General features: G+C 63.6%; 19 protein-coding genes. 8 read left to right on the forward strand and 11 right to left on the reverse strand.

Annotated features, from left to right (window positions below; genetic code table 11):
- Positions 1–217 precede the first annotated feature (217 nt).
- A complete protein-coding gene (gene aceB / locus QQJ96_RS02255; RefSeq protein WP_284330306.1) occupies positions 218–1,813 on the forward strand; it encodes a malate synthase A in 1,596 nt (531 codons plus the stop codon).
- A 31-nt stretch (positions 1,814–1,844) separates the two neighbouring features.
- Positions 1,845–3,140, forward strand: coding sequence for an isocitrate lyase (gene aceA / locus QQJ96_RS02260; RefSeq protein WP_284330308.1), 1,296 nt, complete (start codon positions 1,845–1,847; stop codon positions 3,138–3,140).
- Positions 3,141–3,185: 45 nt separating this feature from the next.
- On the opposite strand, the gene QQJ96_RS02265 is transcribed toward aceA, so the two are convergent.
- From QQJ96_RS02265 to QQJ96_RS02275, 3 genes are all read right to left on the reverse strand, one after another.
- Positions 3,186–3,515: a hypothetical protein gene (locus QQJ96_RS02265; RefSeq protein ID WP_284330310.1), complete on the reverse strand. Its 330-nt coding sequence runs from the start codon at positions 3,513–3,515 to the stop codon at positions 3,186–3,188.
- Between the two features lie 139 nt (positions 3,516–3,654).
- Complete coding sequence (locus QQJ96_RS02270; protein ID WP_284330311.1) at positions 3,655–5,172, reverse strand: YifB family Mg chelatase-like AAA ATPase; 1,518 nt, start codon at positions 5,170–5,172, stop codon at positions 3,655–3,657.
- 141 nt (positions 5,173–5,313) lie between these two features.
- Complete coding sequence (locus QQJ96_RS02275) at positions 5,314–5,571, reverse strand: accessory factor UbiK family protein (RefSeq protein ID WP_284330313.1); 258 nt, start codon at positions 5,569–5,571, stop codon at positions 5,314–5,316.
- Positions 5,572–5,757: 186 nt separating this feature from the next.
- Between QQJ96_RS02275 and glnK the strand changes: the two genes are divergently transcribed.
- On the forward strand, positions 5,758–6,096 hold the full coding sequence (gene glnK, locus QQJ96_RS02280) for a P-II family nitrogen regulator (protein ID WP_284330314.1): 339 nt from the start codon (positions 5,758–5,760) through the stop codon (positions 6,094–6,096).
- Here glnK and QQJ96_RS02285 read toward each other — a convergent pair whose 3' ends face one another.
- The gene (locus QQJ96_RS02285; RefSeq protein WP_284330315.1) at positions 6,097–6,642 is read right to left on the reverse strand and encodes a CcdC protein domain-containing protein; all 546 of its coding nucleotides are present in this window, start codon (positions 6,640–6,642) and stop codon (positions 6,097–6,099) included.
- Between the two features lie 93 nt (positions 6,643–6,735).
- Positions 6,736–7,479 carry a 2,3-diphosphoglycerate-dependent phosphoglycerate mutase gene (gene gpmA, locus QQJ96_RS02290; protein ID WP_284330316.1) on the reverse strand — a complete coding sequence of 248 codons (744 nt, stop codon included), beginning with the start codon at positions 7,477–7,479 and terminating at the stop codon, positions 6,736–6,738.
- A gap of 146 nt (positions 7,480–7,625) precedes the next feature.
- On the opposite strand from gpmA, the gene QQJ96_RS02295 reads away from it, so the two are divergent.
- Positions 7,626–8,273, forward strand: coding sequence for a DUF4097 family beta strand repeat-containing protein (locus QQJ96_RS02295; protein WP_284330317.1), 648 nt, complete (start codon positions 7,626–7,628; stop codon positions 8,271–8,273).
- A 3-nt stretch (positions 8,274–8,276) separates the two neighbouring features.
- On the opposite strand, the gene hemF is transcribed toward QQJ96_RS02295, so the two are convergent.
- Entirely contained in the window at positions 8,277–9,182 is a 906-nt protein-coding gene (gene hemF / locus QQJ96_RS02300) for an oxygen-dependent coproporphyrinogen oxidase (protein WP_284330318.1), read from the reverse strand.
- A gap of 206 nt (positions 9,183–9,388) precedes the next feature.
- On the opposite strand from hemF, the gene QQJ96_RS02305 reads away from it, so the two are divergent.
- From QQJ96_RS02305 to QQJ96_RS02315, 3 genes are read left to right on the forward strand one after another with little or no spacing between them, the layout of a single operon-like run.
- Positions 9,389–10,594: a beta-ketoacyl-[acyl-carrier-protein] synthase family protein gene (locus QQJ96_RS02305; RefSeq protein ID WP_284330319.1), complete on the forward strand. Its 1,206-nt coding sequence runs from the start codon at positions 9,389–9,391 to the stop codon at positions 10,592–10,594.
- The gene (locus QQJ96_RS02310) at positions 10,591–11,373 is read left to right on the forward strand and encodes a beta-ketoacyl synthase chain length factor (protein WP_284330320.1); all 783 of its coding nucleotides are present in this window, start codon (positions 10,591–10,593) and stop codon (positions 11,371–11,373) included. Before QQJ96_RS02305 ends, QQJ96_RS02310 begins: the two co-directional genes overlap by 4 nt.
- Before the next feature lie 2 nt (positions 11,374–11,375).
- The gene (locus tag QQJ96_RS02315; RefSeq protein ID WP_284330321.1) at positions 11,376–12,140 is read left to right on the forward strand and encodes a glycosyltransferase family 2 protein; all 765 of its coding nucleotides are present in this window, start codon (positions 11,376–11,378) and stop codon (positions 12,138–12,140) included.
- A gap of 4 nt (positions 12,141–12,144) precedes the next feature.
- Here the strand turns inward: QQJ96_RS02315 and QQJ96_RS02320 are convergent, their stop codons facing one another.
- The 4 genes from QQJ96_RS02320 to QQJ96_RS02335 form a co-directional block, all read right to left on the reverse strand.
- Complete coding sequence (locus QQJ96_RS02320) at positions 12,145–12,570, reverse strand: hotdog family protein (RefSeq protein ID WP_284330322.1); 426 nt, start codon at positions 12,568–12,570, stop codon at positions 12,145–12,147.
- A 2-nt stretch (positions 12,571–12,572) separates the two neighbouring features.
- On the reverse strand, positions 12,573–13,517 hold the full coding sequence (locus QQJ96_RS02325) for a lysophospholipid acyltransferase family protein (protein WP_284330323.1): 945 nt from the start codon (positions 13,515–13,517) through the stop codon (positions 12,573–12,575).
- Complete coding sequence (locus tag QQJ96_RS23640) at positions 13,514–13,867, reverse strand: ApeI family dehydratase (protein ID WP_486599107.1); 354 nt, start codon at positions 13,865–13,867, stop codon at positions 13,514–13,516. Before QQJ96_RS23640 ends, QQJ96_RS02325 begins: the two co-directional genes overlap by 4 nt.
- Positions 13,868–13,971: 104 nt before the next feature.
- Complete coding sequence (locus QQJ96_RS02335; RefSeq protein WP_284330325.1) at positions 13,972–14,241, reverse strand: phosphopantetheine-binding protein; 270 nt, start codon at positions 14,239–14,241, stop codon at positions 13,972–13,974.
- 99 nt (positions 14,242–14,340) lie between these two features.
- Here QQJ96_RS02335 and QQJ96_RS02340 point away from each other — a divergent pair, with 99 nt between their 5' ends.
- On the forward strand, positions 14,341–15,333 hold the full coding sequence (locus QQJ96_RS02340; protein WP_284330326.1) for a chorismate transformation FkbO/Hyg5 family protein: 993 nt from the start codon (positions 14,341–14,343) through the stop codon (positions 15,331–15,333).
- Positions 15,334–15,421: 88 nt separating this feature from the next.
- Here QQJ96_RS02340 and QQJ96_RS02345 read toward each other — a convergent pair whose 3' ends face one another.
- Positions 15,422–16,555, reverse strand: coding sequence for a DSD1 family PLP-dependent enzyme (locus QQJ96_RS02345; protein WP_284330327.1), 1,134 nt, complete (start codon positions 16,553–16,555; stop codon positions 15,422–15,424).
- Positions 16,556–16,780 lie beyond the last annotated feature (225 nt).

Genomic DNA, 16,780 nt, shown 5'->3' on the forward strand with positions numbered 1-16,780 from the left:
CAGCCTTGCGCCTTGGCGCGCGCTTCACGCTGCCGGATGCTAGCTTTTTTGCCATGTTCGGCCTCCAGACAGGCCCCAGGATGACAGCTTCTTCAATAGCTTATGCTATGTATTGACAATTTGAATATCTAAAATTGAAACATTTGCTTTGTCAAATCTTACCTCGCTGGCCTAGCTTTCCATCGCACCCGATCAACCCAAGGTGGAGAAGCAGCCCATGGCAGTACCCAGCGAAAAACTCGTCAGCCGGCCGATCGAGATCCAAGCGGACACTACCGGTTACGAGGACCTTCTTACCCCCGAGGCCCTGGCCTTCCTGGCCCGCCTGCACCGCTTTGCGGAACCGCGACGCCGGCAGTTGCTGGAGGCACGGCGCCAGCGCCAGGCCTGTTACGACGCCGGAGTCTTGCCGGATTTCCGGCCCGACACCCAGGACATCCGCCAGGGTGACTGGACCGTAGCCCCGATTCCCACCGCCTTGCAGGATCGGCGGGTGGAGATCACCGGGCCGGTCGAACGCAAGATGATCATCAACGCGCTGAACTCGGGCGCGAAGGTGTTCATGGCCGACTTCGAGGACTCCTCCGCGCCCAGCTTCGCCAACCAGCTGGATGGCCAGCTCAACCTGCGCGACGCGGTGGACGGCACGCTGGAATACCGCGCCCCCGAGGGCAAGCACTATCGCGTGGGCGCCAATCCGGCGGTGCTGGTGATCCGCCCGCGCGGCTGGCATCTGCCCGAACGGCACATCACTGTTTACGGCGAACCCATCGCCGGCGCCCTGGTCGACTTCGGCCTGTTCGCCTTCCACAACGCGCGCAAACTGCATGCGCGCGAGCGCGGCCCGTACTTCTACCTGCCCAAGCTGGAAGCGATGGAAGAGGCGGCGCTATGGAATGAAGTGATGGCGCTGGCCGAGGACGAACTCGACCTGCCATACGGCTGCATGAAAGCCACCGTGCTGATCGAAACGCTGCCGGCGGTGTTCCAGATGCACGAGATCCTGCATGCGCTGCGCGAGCGCGTGGTCGGGCTCAACTGCGGCCGCTGGGACTACATCTTTTCCTACCTGAAGACCTTCCGCGGCCACCGCGACCGCTTGCTGCCTGACCGCGGCCAGGTGCTGATGACGGTGCCGTTCCTGAAGGCGTATTCGGAACTGCTGATTCAGACCTGCCATCGCCGCGGCGCGTTCGCCATGGGTGGCATGGCAGCACAGATTCCGATCAAGAACGACGAGGAAGCGAACGAACAGGCGATGGCCAAGGTGCGCGCCGACAAGTTGCGCGAAGTGCAGGCCGGCCACGATGGCACCTGGGTGGCGCATCCCGCGCTGGTAGCCGTGGCGATGGAAATCTTCGATCGCCACATGCCGACGCCGAACCAGCTCCACGTCAAGCGCGACGACGTGCAAGCAGACCGCGACACGCTGATCGCGCCTTGCGGCGGCACCATCACCCGCGCCGGCTTCGACAACAACGTGGAAGTGGCATTGCGCTATACCGCCGCCTGGCTGGAAGGCCTGGGCTGCGTACCGATCCATAACCTGATGGAGGATGCGGCCACCGCCGAAATCGCCCGCTCGCAGCTGTGGCAGTGGCTGCATCACGGCAGCCTGGAATTCACCGACCACGCGCCGATCGATTTCGCGCTGTTCGATCACGCCCTCGCCACGCACGCACATCGCCTGCAAGGGAGCACGCTGCCCGGCGCACGCCGCGCCGCCGATGCCGCTCGCCTGCTTGCCGAACTCACCCACGACGATGAACTCGGCAACTTCCTCACCCTTCCCGCTTACGAACAGCTCGCTTGATCGCGCGCACAACAAAAAAGGAGCACGCGCCATGAAAACCCACTTGCCGACTGCCGAACAGATTGCCCTCGATTGGAAAAACAATTCGCGCTGGAATGGCATCCAGCGCAGCTACACCGCCGAAGACGTCGCGCGCCTGCGCGGCACGGTAGCGGTCGAACATTCGCTGGCGCGCCGCGGCGCGGAGCGCCTGTGGAAATCGCTGCAGAAAGAGCCGTTCGTCAATGCGCTCGGCGCGCTGACCGGCAACCAGGCGATGCAGCAGGTGAAAGCCGGCCTGCAAGCCATCTACCTGAGCGGCTGGCAAGTCGCCGCCGATGCCAACGTGGCTGGCGAGATGTATCCCGACCAGTCGCTTTATCCGGCCAATTCGGTGCCGCTGGTGGTCAAGCGCATCAATAACACCTTGTTGCGCGCCGACCAGTTGCATCATGCCGAAGGCAAGGACGACATCGACTGGATGGCGCCGATCGTGGCCGATGCGGAGGCCGGCTTCGGCGGCGTGCTCAACGCCTTCGAGTTGATGAAGGCAATGATCGAGGCCGGCGCGGCCGGCGTGCACTTCGAGGATCAGCTCGCTTCAGTAAAGAAGTGCGGCCACATGGGCGGCAAGGTCTTGGTGCCTACCCGCGAAGCGGTGGAGAAATTGAATGCCGCACGCCTCGCCGCCGACGTGCTTGGCGTGCCGACCTTGCTGGTGGCGCGCACCGATGCAGATGCCGCCGACCTGCTCACTTCGGACATCGACGACAACGATAAGCCCTTCACCACCGGCGAGCGCACGCTGGAAGGTTTCTTCCGTGTGCGTCCGGGCCTGGAACAGGCGATCAGCCGCGGCCTCGCTTATGCACCGTATGCCGACCTGGTCTGGTGCGAGACCAGCAAGCCGAACCTGGAGCAGGCGCGCCAGTTCGCCGAAGCGATCCATGCGAAGTTCCCGGGCAAGCTGCTGGCCTATAACTGCTCGCCCAGCTTCAACTGGAAACGCAACCTGGACGACGCCACCATCGCCAAGTTCCAGCGAGAACTCGGCGCGATGGGCTACAAGTTCCAGTTCATCACGCTCGCCGGCTTCCATAGCCTGAACTACGGCATGTTCGAATTGGCGCAGGGCTATGCGCACCGCCAGATGAGCGCCTTCGTGGAGTTGCAGGAGAAGGAATTCGCGGCGGCGGAACTAGGCTTCAGCGCAGTGAAGCACCAGCGCGAAGTGGGCACCGGCTACTTCGATGCGGTGACGCAGGCGATTCAGCAGGGCAAGTCTTCGACGGTAGCCCTGAAAGGTTCGACCGAAGAGGCACAGTTTCACCGCGCATCAGCGGCGTGATGAGCACCATGCACCCTCTCCCTGCGGGGCGAGGGTGCCTACGCGCTAAAACACATAATAGAAAATCAAGCTAGCGACCAAGGACGACGCAACGAAATACAAGATCATCCGCTTATACATTTGCTGCGATGGCATCAGCGGCTGTCCCCGCTGGATGCGATTGGCGCCGTCCCATGAAATGGGCAGGAAGGTGCACGCAAATACCAGGCAAATCAACAGCAGCGCCAGCAAATTCCACAAAAGCGCATCGTCCCGCGCGGAGCCGTCCAGATGGATATGGGTGGCCATGCCAATGATGCAGCCCGCTACCCCGCCGACGCTCAATCTTGATAGCCGTACGAAAGGTGCGGCTTTCAAGGCTTCTCCCCATTGCATGCTCGATCTCCCAGGGTCATCCATGCATTACAAACTGACATCGTTCCACACAGCTGTACCGATCAATCCAGCCCTCGATCGATCAGCGACGCAAACCATCAGGGACGTAGAGGGATGACAATCCCAGCTTTGCGCGTGGCTACTCGGACAGCATCGACAAGCGCCGGTACTGCAATGCCTCGGCCAGGTGATGCTTATCCAGTGCAGCCGCACCGTTATCCAGATCGGCAATCGTGCGCGCCACACGCAGGGTGCGATGATAGGCCCGTGCCGAAAGGCCGAGCTTTTCCAGCGCCGCGTCGAACCATTTGCGCTCCGCCGGCCCCAGCGCGCAATCTCGCTCCAGCTCGCGGTTGCTGATCTCCGCATTTGGCTGGCCGGCGCGCGCCAAGGCATGATTGCGCGCACGCACCACGCGCTGGCGCACCGTGGCCGAATCTTCGTCGTGCGTAGTGCGCTGCGCGCTCAATTCACTCAGAGGCACGGTGGGCACGTCTACGCACAAGTCGATGCGGTCGAGCAGCGGACCGGAAATACGCGAGCGGTAACGCTGGACCTGGTCGGGCGTGCAGCGGCAACGCTGGTTGCTTTCACCCGCATAGCCGCAGGGACATGGATTCATGGCCGCGACCAGCTGGAATTGCGCCGGAAAACGTAGCTGTCGCGCCGCACGCGAGATCAGGATATGCCCCGATTCCAGGGGTTCGCGCAGGACTTCCAGGACGTGCCGGCTGAATTCGGGCAGCTCGTCGAGAAACAGCACGCCGTTGTGCGCAAGCGAGATTTCGCCGGGCCGAGGCTGCGAGCTGCCGCCCACCAGGGCGACCGCCGAGGCAGTGTGATGCGGCGCCCGGAACGGACGGCGGCGCCAATGCGCCGGGTCCACCGTCTGGCCCGCCACCGACAGCACGGCGCAGGTTTCCAGCGCCTCGGATTCACTCAACGGTGGCAGGATGCCGGGCAGGCGCTCGGCCAGCATGGTCTTGCCGGTGCCAGGCGGCCCCACCAGCAGCAGGTGATGACCACCTACCGCGGCGATTTCCAGGGCTCGGCGGGCCTGCAACTGGCCACGTACGTCGATGAGATCCGGGCCGCCATCGTTGTCGGGCGCCAGGCTTAGCGCCATCGCCGGCTGCGCCAGCTCATGCGAGCCACGCAACCAGCCGCAAACGTCGGAAAGCGTGTCCGCCACGCGCACGTCGACTTCGGGAATCAAGGCGGCTTCGTCCGCGTTCGCGCGCGGCACCACTACCCGCCGCCCGCGCGCCCTGGCCCGCAGCAAGGCGGGCAGCACGCCGGAGACGGGGCGCAGCTGGCCGGAAAGCGCCAGTTCGCCCAGGAATTCGCAGTCGTCGAGCTTTTCGCGCGGAACCTGGTTGCCCGCCGCCAGGATGCCCAAGGCGATGGCCAAGTCGAAACGGCCGCCGTCCTTGGGCAGCTCCGCCGGGGCGAGGTTCACCGTGACCTTGCGGTTGGGGTATTCGAACGCAGCGCTCTGGATGGCCACGCGCACCCGGTCGCGCGCCTCGCGCACGGCCGCCTCGGGGAGGCCCACGATGTGGGTGCTGGGCAGGCCGCCGGAAAGATGCACTTCCACCATCACCTGCGGTGCGGCGACCCCTTCCTGGGCACGGCTTAGGGTAACGGCCAGGCTCATGGGCCACCCATGCAAACGGAGTCGCTGATTGATCGGCCCATCGAGCGACTCCATGGCATCTGCGCAAAATGAGGACGAAAACGGCCGCCCCCGATTCCTTGGGGTGATGGTGACGAATCGGGGACGGCTACCGGAACTGGATTAGACCCCGCGGGATGAGACGGCGGCTTCCAGTTCCGCCACGCGTTTTTCGAGTTCCTCGACCCTGGCGCGGGTACGCGCCAATACCTGGGTCTGAACTTCGAATTCCTCGCGGGTAACCAGCTCGAGATGGCGCAGTCCCTGCGCCAGGACATCGTGGAAATTGGCGCGCAAATCCTTATGCGCGTCCACCATCCCTGGCGGAACCAACGAAACTAGTCGCAGGGCAATCTGGTCGATATCCTGCCTGCCCATCATGGTAGGCACCTCGAACTCGTCGGGGAGTAGTTTATGAAGAAGGGGAAAAGCCGCGCCATCGGTGTGCTCCGTCAAAACGTGTAGGCATTTTCCTACAAGGCAGTCCGGACTGCCCTCGGCGGGGCAGAATGGCTATCCTGCGCACCGCGTAACCGGGCCCGAGCGGGCCTGCCAAAGGAAAATTCCATGAAATTGGTGGTAGCTGTCATCAAACCGTTCAAGCTGGACGACGTCCGGGAAGCCCTCGCCGAAGTAGGCGTGCAAGGCATCACCGTGACCGAGGTCAAGGGCTTTGGCCGGCAGAAGGGCCATACCGAACTTTACCGCGGCGCCGAGTACGTGGTCGATTTCCTGCCCAAGATCAAGGTGGAAGTGGCGGTGGACGACGACCAGCTCGAACGCGTGGTGGAAGCCATCACGCAGTCGGCCCGCACCGGCAAGATCGGCGACGGCAAGATCTTTGTCAGCAACCTGGAGCAGGTGGTCCGCATCCGCACCGGCGAGCTGGACCACGACGCCCTGTAGTCAGGCCGGGTCGCGCAGCTCGGGCCGGTTGCGCACGATGCGCTGGTGATGGACCAGCAGCCCGCCGTAGTAGCAGACGTAATAACCCACGACCAGGCCAAACGTGAGCAGGGTCAGCGGACTCTGGCCGATGCCGGGGCCGTGGAGGGGCTGTGTGGCGCCGGTCGGGTCCTGCATCGCCGGCCCTAGCATGGCGAAGCGCCATACCAGGCGTGCCAGCAACAAGGCGGTGACGAGGGCGCCGATGTAAGGATTGGGCACATAGCAGTCGCCTTTCACCGGGTGCACCTCGAACCGGCTGAGGCGAAGCCCGAGCAAGCCCAGTGCGGCGCCGGCCAACACTCCGCCGGCCAGGCCCTCCAGCAGCCGCAGGTCGTGCATGACGGCTAGCGTGATGAGGCCGGCAATCGCGGCGAGGATCGCGATGCGCAGGATCATTCGTGTACGCCGGATCGGCTGCGGGCCAAACTGCCTGCGCACTCGCCGCCATACGGCGAACGCGATCACCGGGATCAGGACCAGCGGCATGCTGAAATGGGGTTCCATGAGGTCTGCCAACCAAGGAGTCCCGCGCAGATTAGCAGCCGCTTCGATGACAGGCGATTGACACCCGTCATGCGCTTTGCCCGCGACGAATGCCTACTTGGCCTTGCCCTGGTTGGCCACGGCGGCCATCTTGGCAGCGATCGCATCCGCGTCGCCCAGGTAGTAGTGGCGCAGCGGCTTGAGCTGTTCGTCGAACTCGTACACCAGCGGCACGCCGTTGGGAATGTTCAACTCGACGATTTCCTCGTCGGAAATCTGGTCGAGGTACTTCACCAGCGCGCGGATCGAATTGCCGTGCGCCACCAGCAGCACGCGCTGGCCACTGCGGATGGCAGGCGCCAGCACTTCATTCCAATACGGCATCACGCGCTCGACGGTGTCCTTCAGGCACTCGGTGTCCGGAATCAGCTTCGGGTCGAGTCCGGTGTAGCGCGGGTCCTCAAGCGAAGGGTTTTCCGCGCGCGGCAGCGGCGGCGGTGGAATGTCATAGCTGCGGCGCCAGACCTTCACCTGGTCCTCGCCGTACTTGGCCGCGGTTTCGGCCTTGTTGAGACCGGTGAGGCCGCCGTAGTGGCGTTCGTTGAGGCGCCAGTCGGTAAGCACCGGTATCCACATCAGGTCCATTGCGTCCTGCACATGCCACAGCGTGCGCACCGCGCGCTTGAGTACCGAGGTATGCGCCACGTCGAAGTGATAACCCGCCTGCACCAGCAGTTCGCCCGACTCGCGCGCCTCCGCGGCGCCCTGCTCGGTGATGTCCACGTCAGCCCAGCCGCTGAAGCGGTTTTCGAGGTTCCATTGGGATTGGCCGTGACGGATCAGGACTAGCTTGTGCATGGTTTCGGTTCGAAGGTAAGCGGAGACAAGAAAGGGAATGGTGCAGGCCGTGCCTGACCGCGTCAATTCCCGGCCCTGTCGGAAGTCACGCTAAACCCTGGGCTGGCACCAGGCATCCTATGTCCAACCCACCAAGGAGGTTCACCATGCGCTTCACGACGTTGGCTCTCGCCCTGACCCTGCTCCTGCCCCTGACGGCGGCCGCCCAGGACATCAGCAAGGTCAATGGCTCGGTTTCGGTCGATGCCGGTCAACACGCCGGAGACGTGCACAGCGTCAATGGCTCGGTAAACATTGGCGACGGCGCCGTCGTGCAGGATGCCAAGACCGTGAACGGTTCGGTGCACCTGGGCGCCAAGGCGCAGGCCGCAAGCGTACGCGCGGTCAACGGTGCGGAGACCCTCGCTCAAGGTGCCCAGGTGCGTGGCGATGTGAGCAGCACGAACGGAGGTATTTCGCTAGCCTCCGATGCGGACGTATCCGGCAATGTAGCCAACGTCAACGGCTCCATCCGGCTTGATCGCGCTCACGTCGGTGGCGGCCTGGAAACCACCAACGGCGACATCACCCTGGGTGAAGGTGCGCGCGTGGACGGCGGCATCGTGGTCAACGAGCAACACGGCTGGAGCATTGGCAGTCGCCCACCGCGCGTAATCATCGGCCCGCATGCGGTCGTTCGCGGCACGCTGGATTTTCACCGCGAGGTGGTCCTTGAGGTCAGCGACAGCGCGCAGATCGGCCCCGTGAAAGGCGCCACGCCGGTGCGTTTCAGCGGCGCCCAGCCCTTGAACTGAGCGCTACAGCCACTCGCGCGGCTTGAGGTATTCAGCAAGCCGCGCTTCGGCGGAGCCTTCCTGCGGCTGGTAGGCGTATTCGAAGCGCACGCGTGGCGGCAGGCTCATCAGGATCGATTCGGTCCGGCCACCGGACTGCAGTCCGAACAGCGTGCCGCGATCGTAGACCAGGTTGAATTCCACGTAGCGGCCGCGCCGGTAGAGCTGGAACTCGCGTTCGCGTTCGCCGTAGGGGGTGTTTTTGCGGCGTTCGACGATCGGCAGATAGGCATCCATAAAACCCTGCCCCACCGCCTGCATGAACTGGAAGCACTGGTCGAATCCGCCTTCGTTGAGGTCGTCGTAGAACAAGCCGCCGACGCCGCGCGTTTCGGCGCGATGCTTGAGGTAGAAATACTCGTCGCACCATTTCTTGTAGCGCGGATAGAAGTCCGCGCCGAACGGCGCGCACAAGTCATGTGCAACGGTGTGCCAATGCCGCACATCTTCTTCGAACGGATAGAACGGCGTGAGATCGAAGCCGCCACCGAACCACCACGCCGGCTGCTCGCCTTCCTTTTGTGCTTCGAAATAGCGTACGTTGGCGTGCGTCGTGGGCACATAGGGGTTGCGCGGATGCAACACCAGCGACACGCCGGTGGCGATAAAACCGCCGCCGGACAGCTCCGGTCGATGTGCGGTCGCACTGGGCGGCAGCTTGTCCCCATGGACCAGGGAGAAGTTCACTCCGGCCTGCTCGAATACAGCACCCTCACGCAACACGCGCGTACGCCCGCCGCCGCCAGCTGGCCGAGTCCACGCATCTTCGATGAAGCGTGCGTTGCCGTCGACCTCTTCGATCGTCTTGCAGATGCCATCCTGGAGCTTGCGCAGGAAAGCTTCGACTCTTTCGACCTGCTCGCTTTTCATCCGTCTATCCGTTTCGCACGTGGGGTGCTCAAGCTTAGCAAGAGCCCTTCCGAGCGAAACCAAACCAAACCGCTGTCGTAGGCTGGGATGGCAATCCCAGCATCGGGAAGCTGGGATTGCCATCCCAGCCTACGCGAATGAACGCCAGCCGCCACGGGCCGGAGAGCCATCTAGGCAAGCCCCTGTCCCGTGGCTAGGCTCTCGCCATGCGTGTGACAACCCTTCCGCTTGCGGTCACGGCCTATACCGCAACTTCTGCACTGGGCCAAGGCTTGGATGCCCATCTCGACGCGCTTTGCCGGCAGCGCAGCGGCCTGCGCATCAACGACTTCAGCAACACCCCGTTGCCGTGCTGGATCGGGCGCGTCGATGGCGTGGAAGAGCTTGCGCTGCCGGCCGCCCAAGCCGAGTGGGATTGTCGCAACAACCGCCTGGCCTGGCTGGGCTTGCGCCAGGATGACTTCCTGGCCAAGGTGCAAGCCGCCCGGGAACGCTATGGAGCCAAGCGTTTGGCCTTGTTGCTGGGCACCTCCACGGCGAGCATCAGGGCTACCGAGGAAGGTTACCGTCGTCTCGAAGCCGGACGCCTGCCCGCCGACCTGCACCGCAAGAGCATTCATACGCCGCATTCGCTTACCGCGTTCGTTGCCGCCGCACTGGGCGTCGAAGGCCCCTGTCTCACCGTTTCCACCGCCTGCTCTTCCAGTGCGAAAGTGTTTGCCAGCGCGGAACGGCTGATTCGCCTTGGGCTGGTGGATGCAGCCATCGTGGGCGGAGTCGATTCGCTATGCGACAGCACGTTGTTCGGTTTCAACGCACTGGAACTCGTATCGCCGGAGCCGTGCCGTCCGTTCGATGCCGCAAGACGCGGCATTTCGATTGGCGAAGCCGCCGGCTTCGCCTTGCTGGAACGCGCACCATCCCAACCCCAGGCGGAGCTGCACCTGCTGGGTTGCGGCGAGTCGAGCGATGCGCATCACATGTCCACGCCCGATCCGTCGGGCCTCGGCGCGGAGCTGGCCTTGCGCGACATCTTCGAGCGCGCGGGCATCGCCGCATCCGCGGTGGACTACATCAACCTGCATGGCACGGCGAGCCAGAAGAACGATGCGATGGAAGCGGCAGTCGTCGCACGCCTGTTTCCCACCAGCACGCGCGTGAGCTCCACCAAAGGCCTCACCGGCCACAGCCTGGGTGCGGCCGGGATCGTCGAAGCGGTGATCACGATGCTGGCCTTGCGCGAGGGCTTCGTACCCGGTAACGCAGGCATTATCGAGCCTGATCCGGCCTGTTCCGAGCACTTTGCATGGCGCAATGAAACACGGTCTTTGCGGATAGCACTCAGCCATTCCTTCGGTTTTGGCGGCAGCAATGCCTGCCTTGCCTTTGCACGCGCGGATCACATCGCATGAATGCGCTGGCGATCCAGATAGAAGGCATCGGCGTATGGTCGCCACAACTGGCCGGCTTCCATGCCTTGCAGGACCTGCTTGCCGGCGAAATGCCCGCGACGGGGGCTGCGCGCCCGCCTGCATCGGCCTTGTCGCCCATTGAGCGGCGGCGCGCTCCGCAAAGCGTGCTCGTAGCCATCGAAGCGGCCTCGCAAGCCGTGGCGATGAGTGGACGGGCCGCCAGCAGCCTGGCTTGCGTGTTCGCCTCGGCCTATGGCGACCAGGTCACCACCGATTACATGTGCAGCGTGCTTGCACGCACGCCCACCGAGCTTTCACCCACGCGCTTCCACAATTCCGTGCATAACGCGGCGGCCGGCTATTGGACCATCGCCGCCGATTGCCATGCGCCGTCCAGCGCCACCTGTGCTGGCAGCGCCAGTTTCGGTGCCGGCCTGCTGGAAGCTGCCGTGCTCGCTTGCGCGGATAACCGGCCAGTGCTGCTGGTCTGCAGCGACGATGTCGGCGTCGGTCCACTCGGCGAGCTGATCGGCGGCACGCAGGTCTTCGGCTGCGCACTGGTGCTGTCGCCTGGCAAGGATGCGGGTCATCGACTGCGTCTTGCCCTGACGGCATCCGCACCCCGCCATCCGCCGCTGCCCACCGAATGCCTGGCATGGATGCACGACAACGCTTCCGCGGCGGCATTGCCGCTGCTGGCCATGTTGGCGACCGGACGCGGCGACTGCGTGCTGGCGGCTTCGGAGCAACTCGGCTTGCATGTACAAAGGGAGATGTAGGTGTGAACGGTGTATTGCGTTGGTGCGTGCTGGTTCCCTGCCTCAACGAGGAGAAGGCGATCGGCAAGGTGGTGAAATCTGCCCTGCGCTTGGGCGTGCCGGTCATCGTCATCGACGATGGCTCCGACGATCGCACCGTGGAGATCGTCAGCGCACTGCCCGTTACGCTGCTGCGTCATGATCATCGGCAGGGCAAGGGCGAGGCCTTGCGCACCGGCTTTCGTGCAGCATTGCGGCAAGGTTTTGACGCCGTGGTCACGATGGATGGCGACGGTCAGCACCTGGCCGAAGATATCCCGCGCCTGGTCGACGTGGGCAAGCGCTTTCCCGATCACATCGTGATCGGTGCGCGCCTATTGCAACGTGAGCAGCAACCGAAGGCACGCCGCCGTGCGAACGCCTTCGCGGATTGGGGCATTTCGTGGGCCTGCGCACAACCGATAGCCGACACGCAAAGCGGGCAGCGCTGGTATCCACGCAGCGCGCTGGAGCTGGTGGAGCTGGATGCCCAGAATTTCGTCTTTGAAGCCGCCGTGTTGATTGCCGCCTCACGCCAAAAGGGGCTGGGCATCGTCTCGGTGCCGATCGCCTCGCGTTACGAAGGTTCGTTCCGCCTTAGCCACTTCAACCCGCTGCGCGACTTCATGCGGATTGCCCTATACACCACCGGCCAGGTTTTCCGTTACGGCCAAATCCGGGCGAGCTACAGCCGCTCCAGGGCAGCACCGCTGATCGTCGATGACACGTACTCGCATCGTGTGGTGTAGGTGACTACAACCCAGTGGCATACATCACTGTCACGCGACCCGAAGCGAGCAACTGACCTTGCTGTTCGACCTCGAACCGGTATTGCGCTCCCAGTTCATCCGCCGCGAGCCGATGCGCGTGGATGTCCAAGCGCCCGTCCGATAGGTCGACGTATTCGACCGCCAGCCGCACATCACGCAGGCTGACCAGCCGGCCCTCGCGTCCACCTGTTTCACCGAGCAACGCGCCATGCACAGCGGTGGCTTGTGCGCCATATTCGGCAAGATGCACAGCATGCAAGCCCGTGGAACTACGCAAGGGATGTTCGTCCAGTGCATGTCGCTCAGCTACCGCATGAATGGCCGTGGCGCTCCAATCCACCACGGTATCGATCAATGCCATGGCACCGGCATGCGGAATCCGTGCTGCCCACGCTTCTTGCCGCAGCATGCTCATGCCTCGCGCACAGCACGCGTAGGGACCGCTTGCGCCAGCAAGCTGTCCTGTTGCCAGAAGTCGTAGAAGTTGAACCAGTTATACGGCTCCAGGCGGGCATAGTGCTCCAGGCGCTGTGCGTAATGGCGCAAAATCTCGTCCAGCGCCTGATGGCGCGTCGCGCGAGGAATCTCCACCCGCTCCATGAAAAGCTCGAAATTGAGCGCGTAACGACGTCCGCCTCGGTACAAGCCGAAACACAGCATCACCGGCACTTGCAGCGTACTGGCCAACAACCACGGACCGATCGGAAACGGCGCTGGTTCGCCAAGAAAGTCCACGCGTCGCAGCGTTTCGTGCGCTCGGCCACGATCAGCGAGCAAGGCCACCATCCCACCGGCGCGGCAGGTTTCGGCCATCGCCAGCGTAACGGCGGTGCCCCCCTGTGAAACGTCGATGACCGCCTCGCCTACTTCGGGGGCCAGGGCTTCCAGTAGCTCGGTGATGGCCGGGGTCTTCTGCTTGTCCAGCAGGACCCGCAGCGGCACCTCGGGACTGCGCGACGCCAGCGCACGCAGCGCTTCGAAACTACCCTGGTGGGAACCGACCAGCAGCACGCCGTTGCCCTGCGCAAGGTAGTGCTTAAGCTGCTCCAGCCCGGTCACTTCGAACTCGAAGTCGCGCTCGCCATGCGCAAGCAGATAGATGCGATCGAGCATGGTGGTGGCGAAATAGTGAAGATGCTTGAACACCTGCCGGAAGCTCGCGCGGCGACCGAACAGGCGGCTCAGATATTCGCGCGAGGCACGCCGCTCGGGACCACGGCGCAGAAAGTAATACAAGCTGATGAGATACAGGAACCGGCGCATGAAGCCATGCCCGAAACGCAGGGTTGCCGCCACTAGTACGCCAAGCCAGAAGCGACTGCCGCCTTCGCGCTGGTCCTGCCAATGGCCGCTCACGCCGCAGCCTCGATCACGCCCCGAGCCAAGACTTGGCCGGCGCGCAGCAACTCGAATCGCAGCTGTCCGGCGCGCTCCACCAGCTCAAGCTCGGCCGTTTCGCCGGGATTGAGCGGAGCGAGGAATTTCGCTTCGCGGATACTCGCCAGGCGTTGCCCGCGCCAATCGCGCAAGGCGCGCGCCACGTACTCGAGCAAAACCACGCCAGGTACCAGCGGGCGACCCGGGAAATGCCCGGGAAGGCAGGGGTGCTCCGGCGCTACGCAAAGCGCCATTCGATGGCTGGCTTGATGGGAAGTAGGCAGGTCCACGTTTACTAGGCCGAGGTCTGGACCGTGCCGATCATGCACGTTTCAAATGTCAGGCGGCTTAATGAGGCTCTGGCTGAGCGTAGGCTGGGATGATAATCCCAGCTTTCCACACGGCGCCCCGATGCTGGGATTGCCATCCCAGCCTACGCTGTACGCTCGCGTTCAATATGTTCGCTAAGCGCGCGCAGGCTGCCGAAGATGCGCTGGTTGTCCGGATGGTCCGAGCGCAGCTGCATGCCGTAGCGCTTGGAAACGGCCAGGGCGATTTCCAGGGCATCGATCGAATCCAGCCCCAGCTCGCCGCCGAATAGCGGGGCTTCGGGATCGATCGCCGCAGGGTCGATCGCTTCGAGATTGAGCGCGTCCACGATCAGGGAGGCCAGTTCGTGTTCGGCGGCGGTCTGCGTGGACATGCTTGGGTTTCGATATTCCGGAGGCACGGCCCCCGGGCAAGAGAGGTGGCCGGCCAGTGTAACATAGGGGTCTTTCGACCCCGGTTGCTGCTTCCCAGCATGGTTCAGGCAAGCGAAAACCTTCAGGCCCAGCCCGATCTGCCGCGTACTCCCCGCGTTACCTATCGCATGGCGACGCCTGCGGCGGCCTTGGCCGAACCCGGCATCCTGGCCGCCTTCGGCTTCGGCGCCGGGACGGAAGACTGGGACGATCCGCGCTGGCTGCGCGTGCCCCTGGAGTGCTTCGACGCGCCCGCACCGCTGGAGGTTTGGCAAGTCGACGCCCCGGTCGTCAGTGGCCGCCAGCACAAGTTGCGCTGGTCCGCCGGTGGCGGCTGGCTGTTCGCTGCGATCGAGCTGGATGAGCGCGAGACGGGCGGCATCGAAGCGGCGGCTCGACAGGCGTATGCCGAACTGGGTCACTTCATGCGCACGCGCAACGAGCGTCATGTGCTGCGCATCTGGAACTATATCGCGGACATCAATCTTGGCGATGGCGATGCCGAGCGTTACAAGCAGTTCTGCAATGGACGCGCGGCGGGCGTGGATGATTTCTTCGCGAACGGATTTCCAGCCGCCACCGCGATCGGCCATCACCACCGCGAGCCAGTGCTGCAGGTCTACCTGCTTGCCTGCGTGGATGAAGGAGCCGCGGTGGAAAATCCGCGCCAGGTCAGCGCGTGGCGTTATCCGCGGCAATACGGCCGCACATCGCCGGGCTTTGCGCGCGGCATGCTGATGCCCCCAAGGGATGCTCTGGCGATTTCAGGCACTGCGGCCGTTGTCGGCCACGCTTCGGCGCATGCAGGCGACCTTGAAGCGCAACTCGACGAAACCCTGCTCAATCTGCAAGCTTTGCTCGCCTCGGCGGACATGCCGGCTGGATTCGATACGCATTCGCCAATGAAGGGCTACGTACGTCATGCTGTCGACGCGGCTCGTGTACGCGAAATGCTGCAGCGGCGTTTGCCTGGCGTGCCGGTACTGCTGATGCACGGCGACGTATGCCGGCAAGAATTGCTGATAGAACTGGACGGCTGGCGGTTCAGATAACGCAGCGCGTAGGCTGGGATGCTAATCCCAGCGTTCCACACGGCATCCCGATGCTGGGATCGTCATCCCAGCCTACTCGCGGGCCAACTTAAATCCGTCCCCGCGCCTGGATCGGCCAGATATCCACCAGCGTGTCGCCATCGACCAGATGGTAGAAGTTATGCAAGTTGACCGTGGGATCGCAGTGCGACGTAACGAACTCGATATGATCGCCTAGCGCTGGACGATGCGGCGTAGCGACGATCAGCTTGCCATGCTCGTCGCCGAAAAATTCATAGTGCGTCGTTCCCTGGACACCATACGCCACCTCCGGCGTGCCGCTGTCCGTAGCCAGGCTCTTGAGGCCGGCATCGACGGCGACCCACTCATCGGCATTGACGCTGACCACCGTGCTCTGCACGAATAGCGCGGTTTCGAACGGTGCCGGATGCGAGGCGTCGCTCATCGCTCTCAAATAGTCCGAATCCATGAACAGATAAGAGCCCGGCTGCATCTCGGTAAAGACGCCGGCGGCCGCATCGAAAGCATGCGTACCGGTGCCTACGCCGGTGACGATATTGAGCGGCATGCCGGCCGCTTCGATTGCCGCAACAACGGCCTTTACGTCCTTGCACAGATTGGCAGCAGCCTGCTCTCGTTGCTGCGGATCATAGATATGCTGCAGATGCCCGCCATAGGCTTGCAGGCCTTGCAGCAGCAGCGAATCGCTGTCGGCGATTTGCTGCGCCAATGCTACTGCCGCCGCTGTATCGGTTACGCCGGTGCGATGAAGACCGGCGTGGTAGTCGACCAACACCGGCAGCCGATAGCCAAGGAGCTTTGCTTGTGCTGCCAGCTCCTGGACATTGCCTGGATGATCGGCGACCACCATCAATTGCCCGGGCCCGGCCTTGCGGCCCGATTCGATCAGTCGGCGCAGCTTGTCAGCGCCGACCACGGGTGAAGTGATCAGTACACCCGGCAGACCGGCCTCGACCATTACCTCGGCTTCGCCAAGCGTTGCGCACGAAATGCCGCGCACGCCGGCCTGGGCTTGCAGGCGGGCGATCTCGATCGATTTGTGACTCTTGGCATGAGGCCTGAGACCGATGCCATGGCTGGTTGCCAGCGCCGCCATGCGAGCGATATTGCGCTGCAAAGCAGGCAGGTCCAGCACCAGGGCGGGGGTGCTGAGCCGGTACCGGCTGCCAGGCTTCCCGATCAGAGCAAGGTTTGGGTTCATCAGCGTAGCTATAAGGCAGGAGGTGACTTGCCTAGCATACGTGCATGGATGGGCATCAAGTGCAACGCACGCGGACATCAACCGCCGGCGTGCGCATTGCGTGATGACGTTGCATGCCTACGTGGCGTGACAGAGATTGCGCGGATCGCTCGCCGGCACTTCAACGATTCACCGACCGGCCACGCATTGCCCGTTTTAGGATGAAAGACAGGCATGCGTCACATC

Origin of the sequence: Dyella flagellata (assembly GCF_030160275.1) — a bacterium.
Lineage (GTDB): Bacteria > Pseudomonadota > Gammaproteobacteria > Xanthomonadales > Rhodanobacteraceae > Dyella_B > Dyella_B flagellata.

Bases quoted from the DNA above. Each gene is read 5' to 3' on its own strand.
- aceB (WP_284330306.1), top strand. From the start codon at position 218: ATGGCAGTACCCAGCGAAAAACTCGTCAGCCGGCCGATCGAGATCCAA.
- aceA (WP_284330308.1), top strand. From the start codon at position 1,845: ATGAAAACCCACTTGCCGACTGCCGAACAGATTGCCCTCGATTGGAAA.
- QQJ96_RS02265 (WP_284330310.1), bottom strand. From the start codon at position 3,515: ATGCAATGGGGAGAAGCCTTGAAAGCCGCACCTTTCGTACGGCTATCA.
- QQJ96_RS02270 (WP_284330311.1), bottom strand. From the start codon at position 5,172: ATGAGCCTGGCCGTTACCCTAAGCCGTGCCCAGGAAGGGGTCGCCGCA.
- QQJ96_RS02275 (WP_284330313.1), bottom strand. From the start codon at position 5,571: ATGATGGGCAGGCAGGATATCGACCAGATTGCCCTGCGACTAGTTTCG.
- glnK (WP_284330314.1), top strand. From the start codon at position 5,758: ATGAAATTGGTGGTAGCTGTCATCAAACCGTTCAAGCTGGACGACGTC.
- QQJ96_RS02285 (WP_284330315.1), bottom strand. From the start codon at position 6,642: ATGGAACCCCATTTCAGCATGCCGCTGGTCCTGATCCCGGTGATCGCG.
- gpmA (WP_284330316.1), bottom strand. From the start codon at position 7,479: ATGCACAAGCTAGTCCTGATCCGTCACGGCCAATCCCAATGGAACCTC.
- QQJ96_RS02295 (WP_284330317.1), top strand. From the start codon at position 7,626: ATGCGCTTCACGACGTTGGCTCTCGCCCTGACCCTGCTCCTGCCCCTG.
- hemF (WP_284330318.1), bottom strand. From the start codon at position 9,182: ATGAAAAGCGAGCAGGTCGAAAGAGTCGAAGCTTTCCTGCGCAAGCTC.
- QQJ96_RS02305 (WP_284330319.1), top strand. From the start codon at position 9,389: ATGCGTGTGACAACCCTTCCGCTTGCGGTCACGGCCTATACCGCAACT.
- QQJ96_RS02310 (WP_284330320.1), top strand. From the start codon at position 10,591: ATGAATGCGCTGGCGATCCAGATAGAAGGCATCGGCGTATGGTCGCCA.
- QQJ96_RS02320 (WP_284330322.1), bottom strand. From the start codon at position 12,570: ATGCTGCGGCAAGAAGCGTGGGCAGCACGGATTCCGCATGCCGGTGCC.
- QQJ96_RS02335 (WP_284330325.1), bottom strand. From the start codon at position 14,241: ATGTCCACGCAGACCGCCGCCGAACACGAACTGGCCTCCCTGATCGTG.
- QQJ96_RS02340 (WP_284330326.1), top strand. From the start codon at position 14,341: ATGGTTCAGGCAAGCGAAAACCTTCAGGCCCAGCCCGATCTGCCGCGT.
- QQJ96_RS02345 (WP_284330327.1), bottom strand. From the start codon at position 16,555: ATGAACCCAAACCTTGCTCTGATCGGGAAGCCTGGCAGCCGGTACCGG.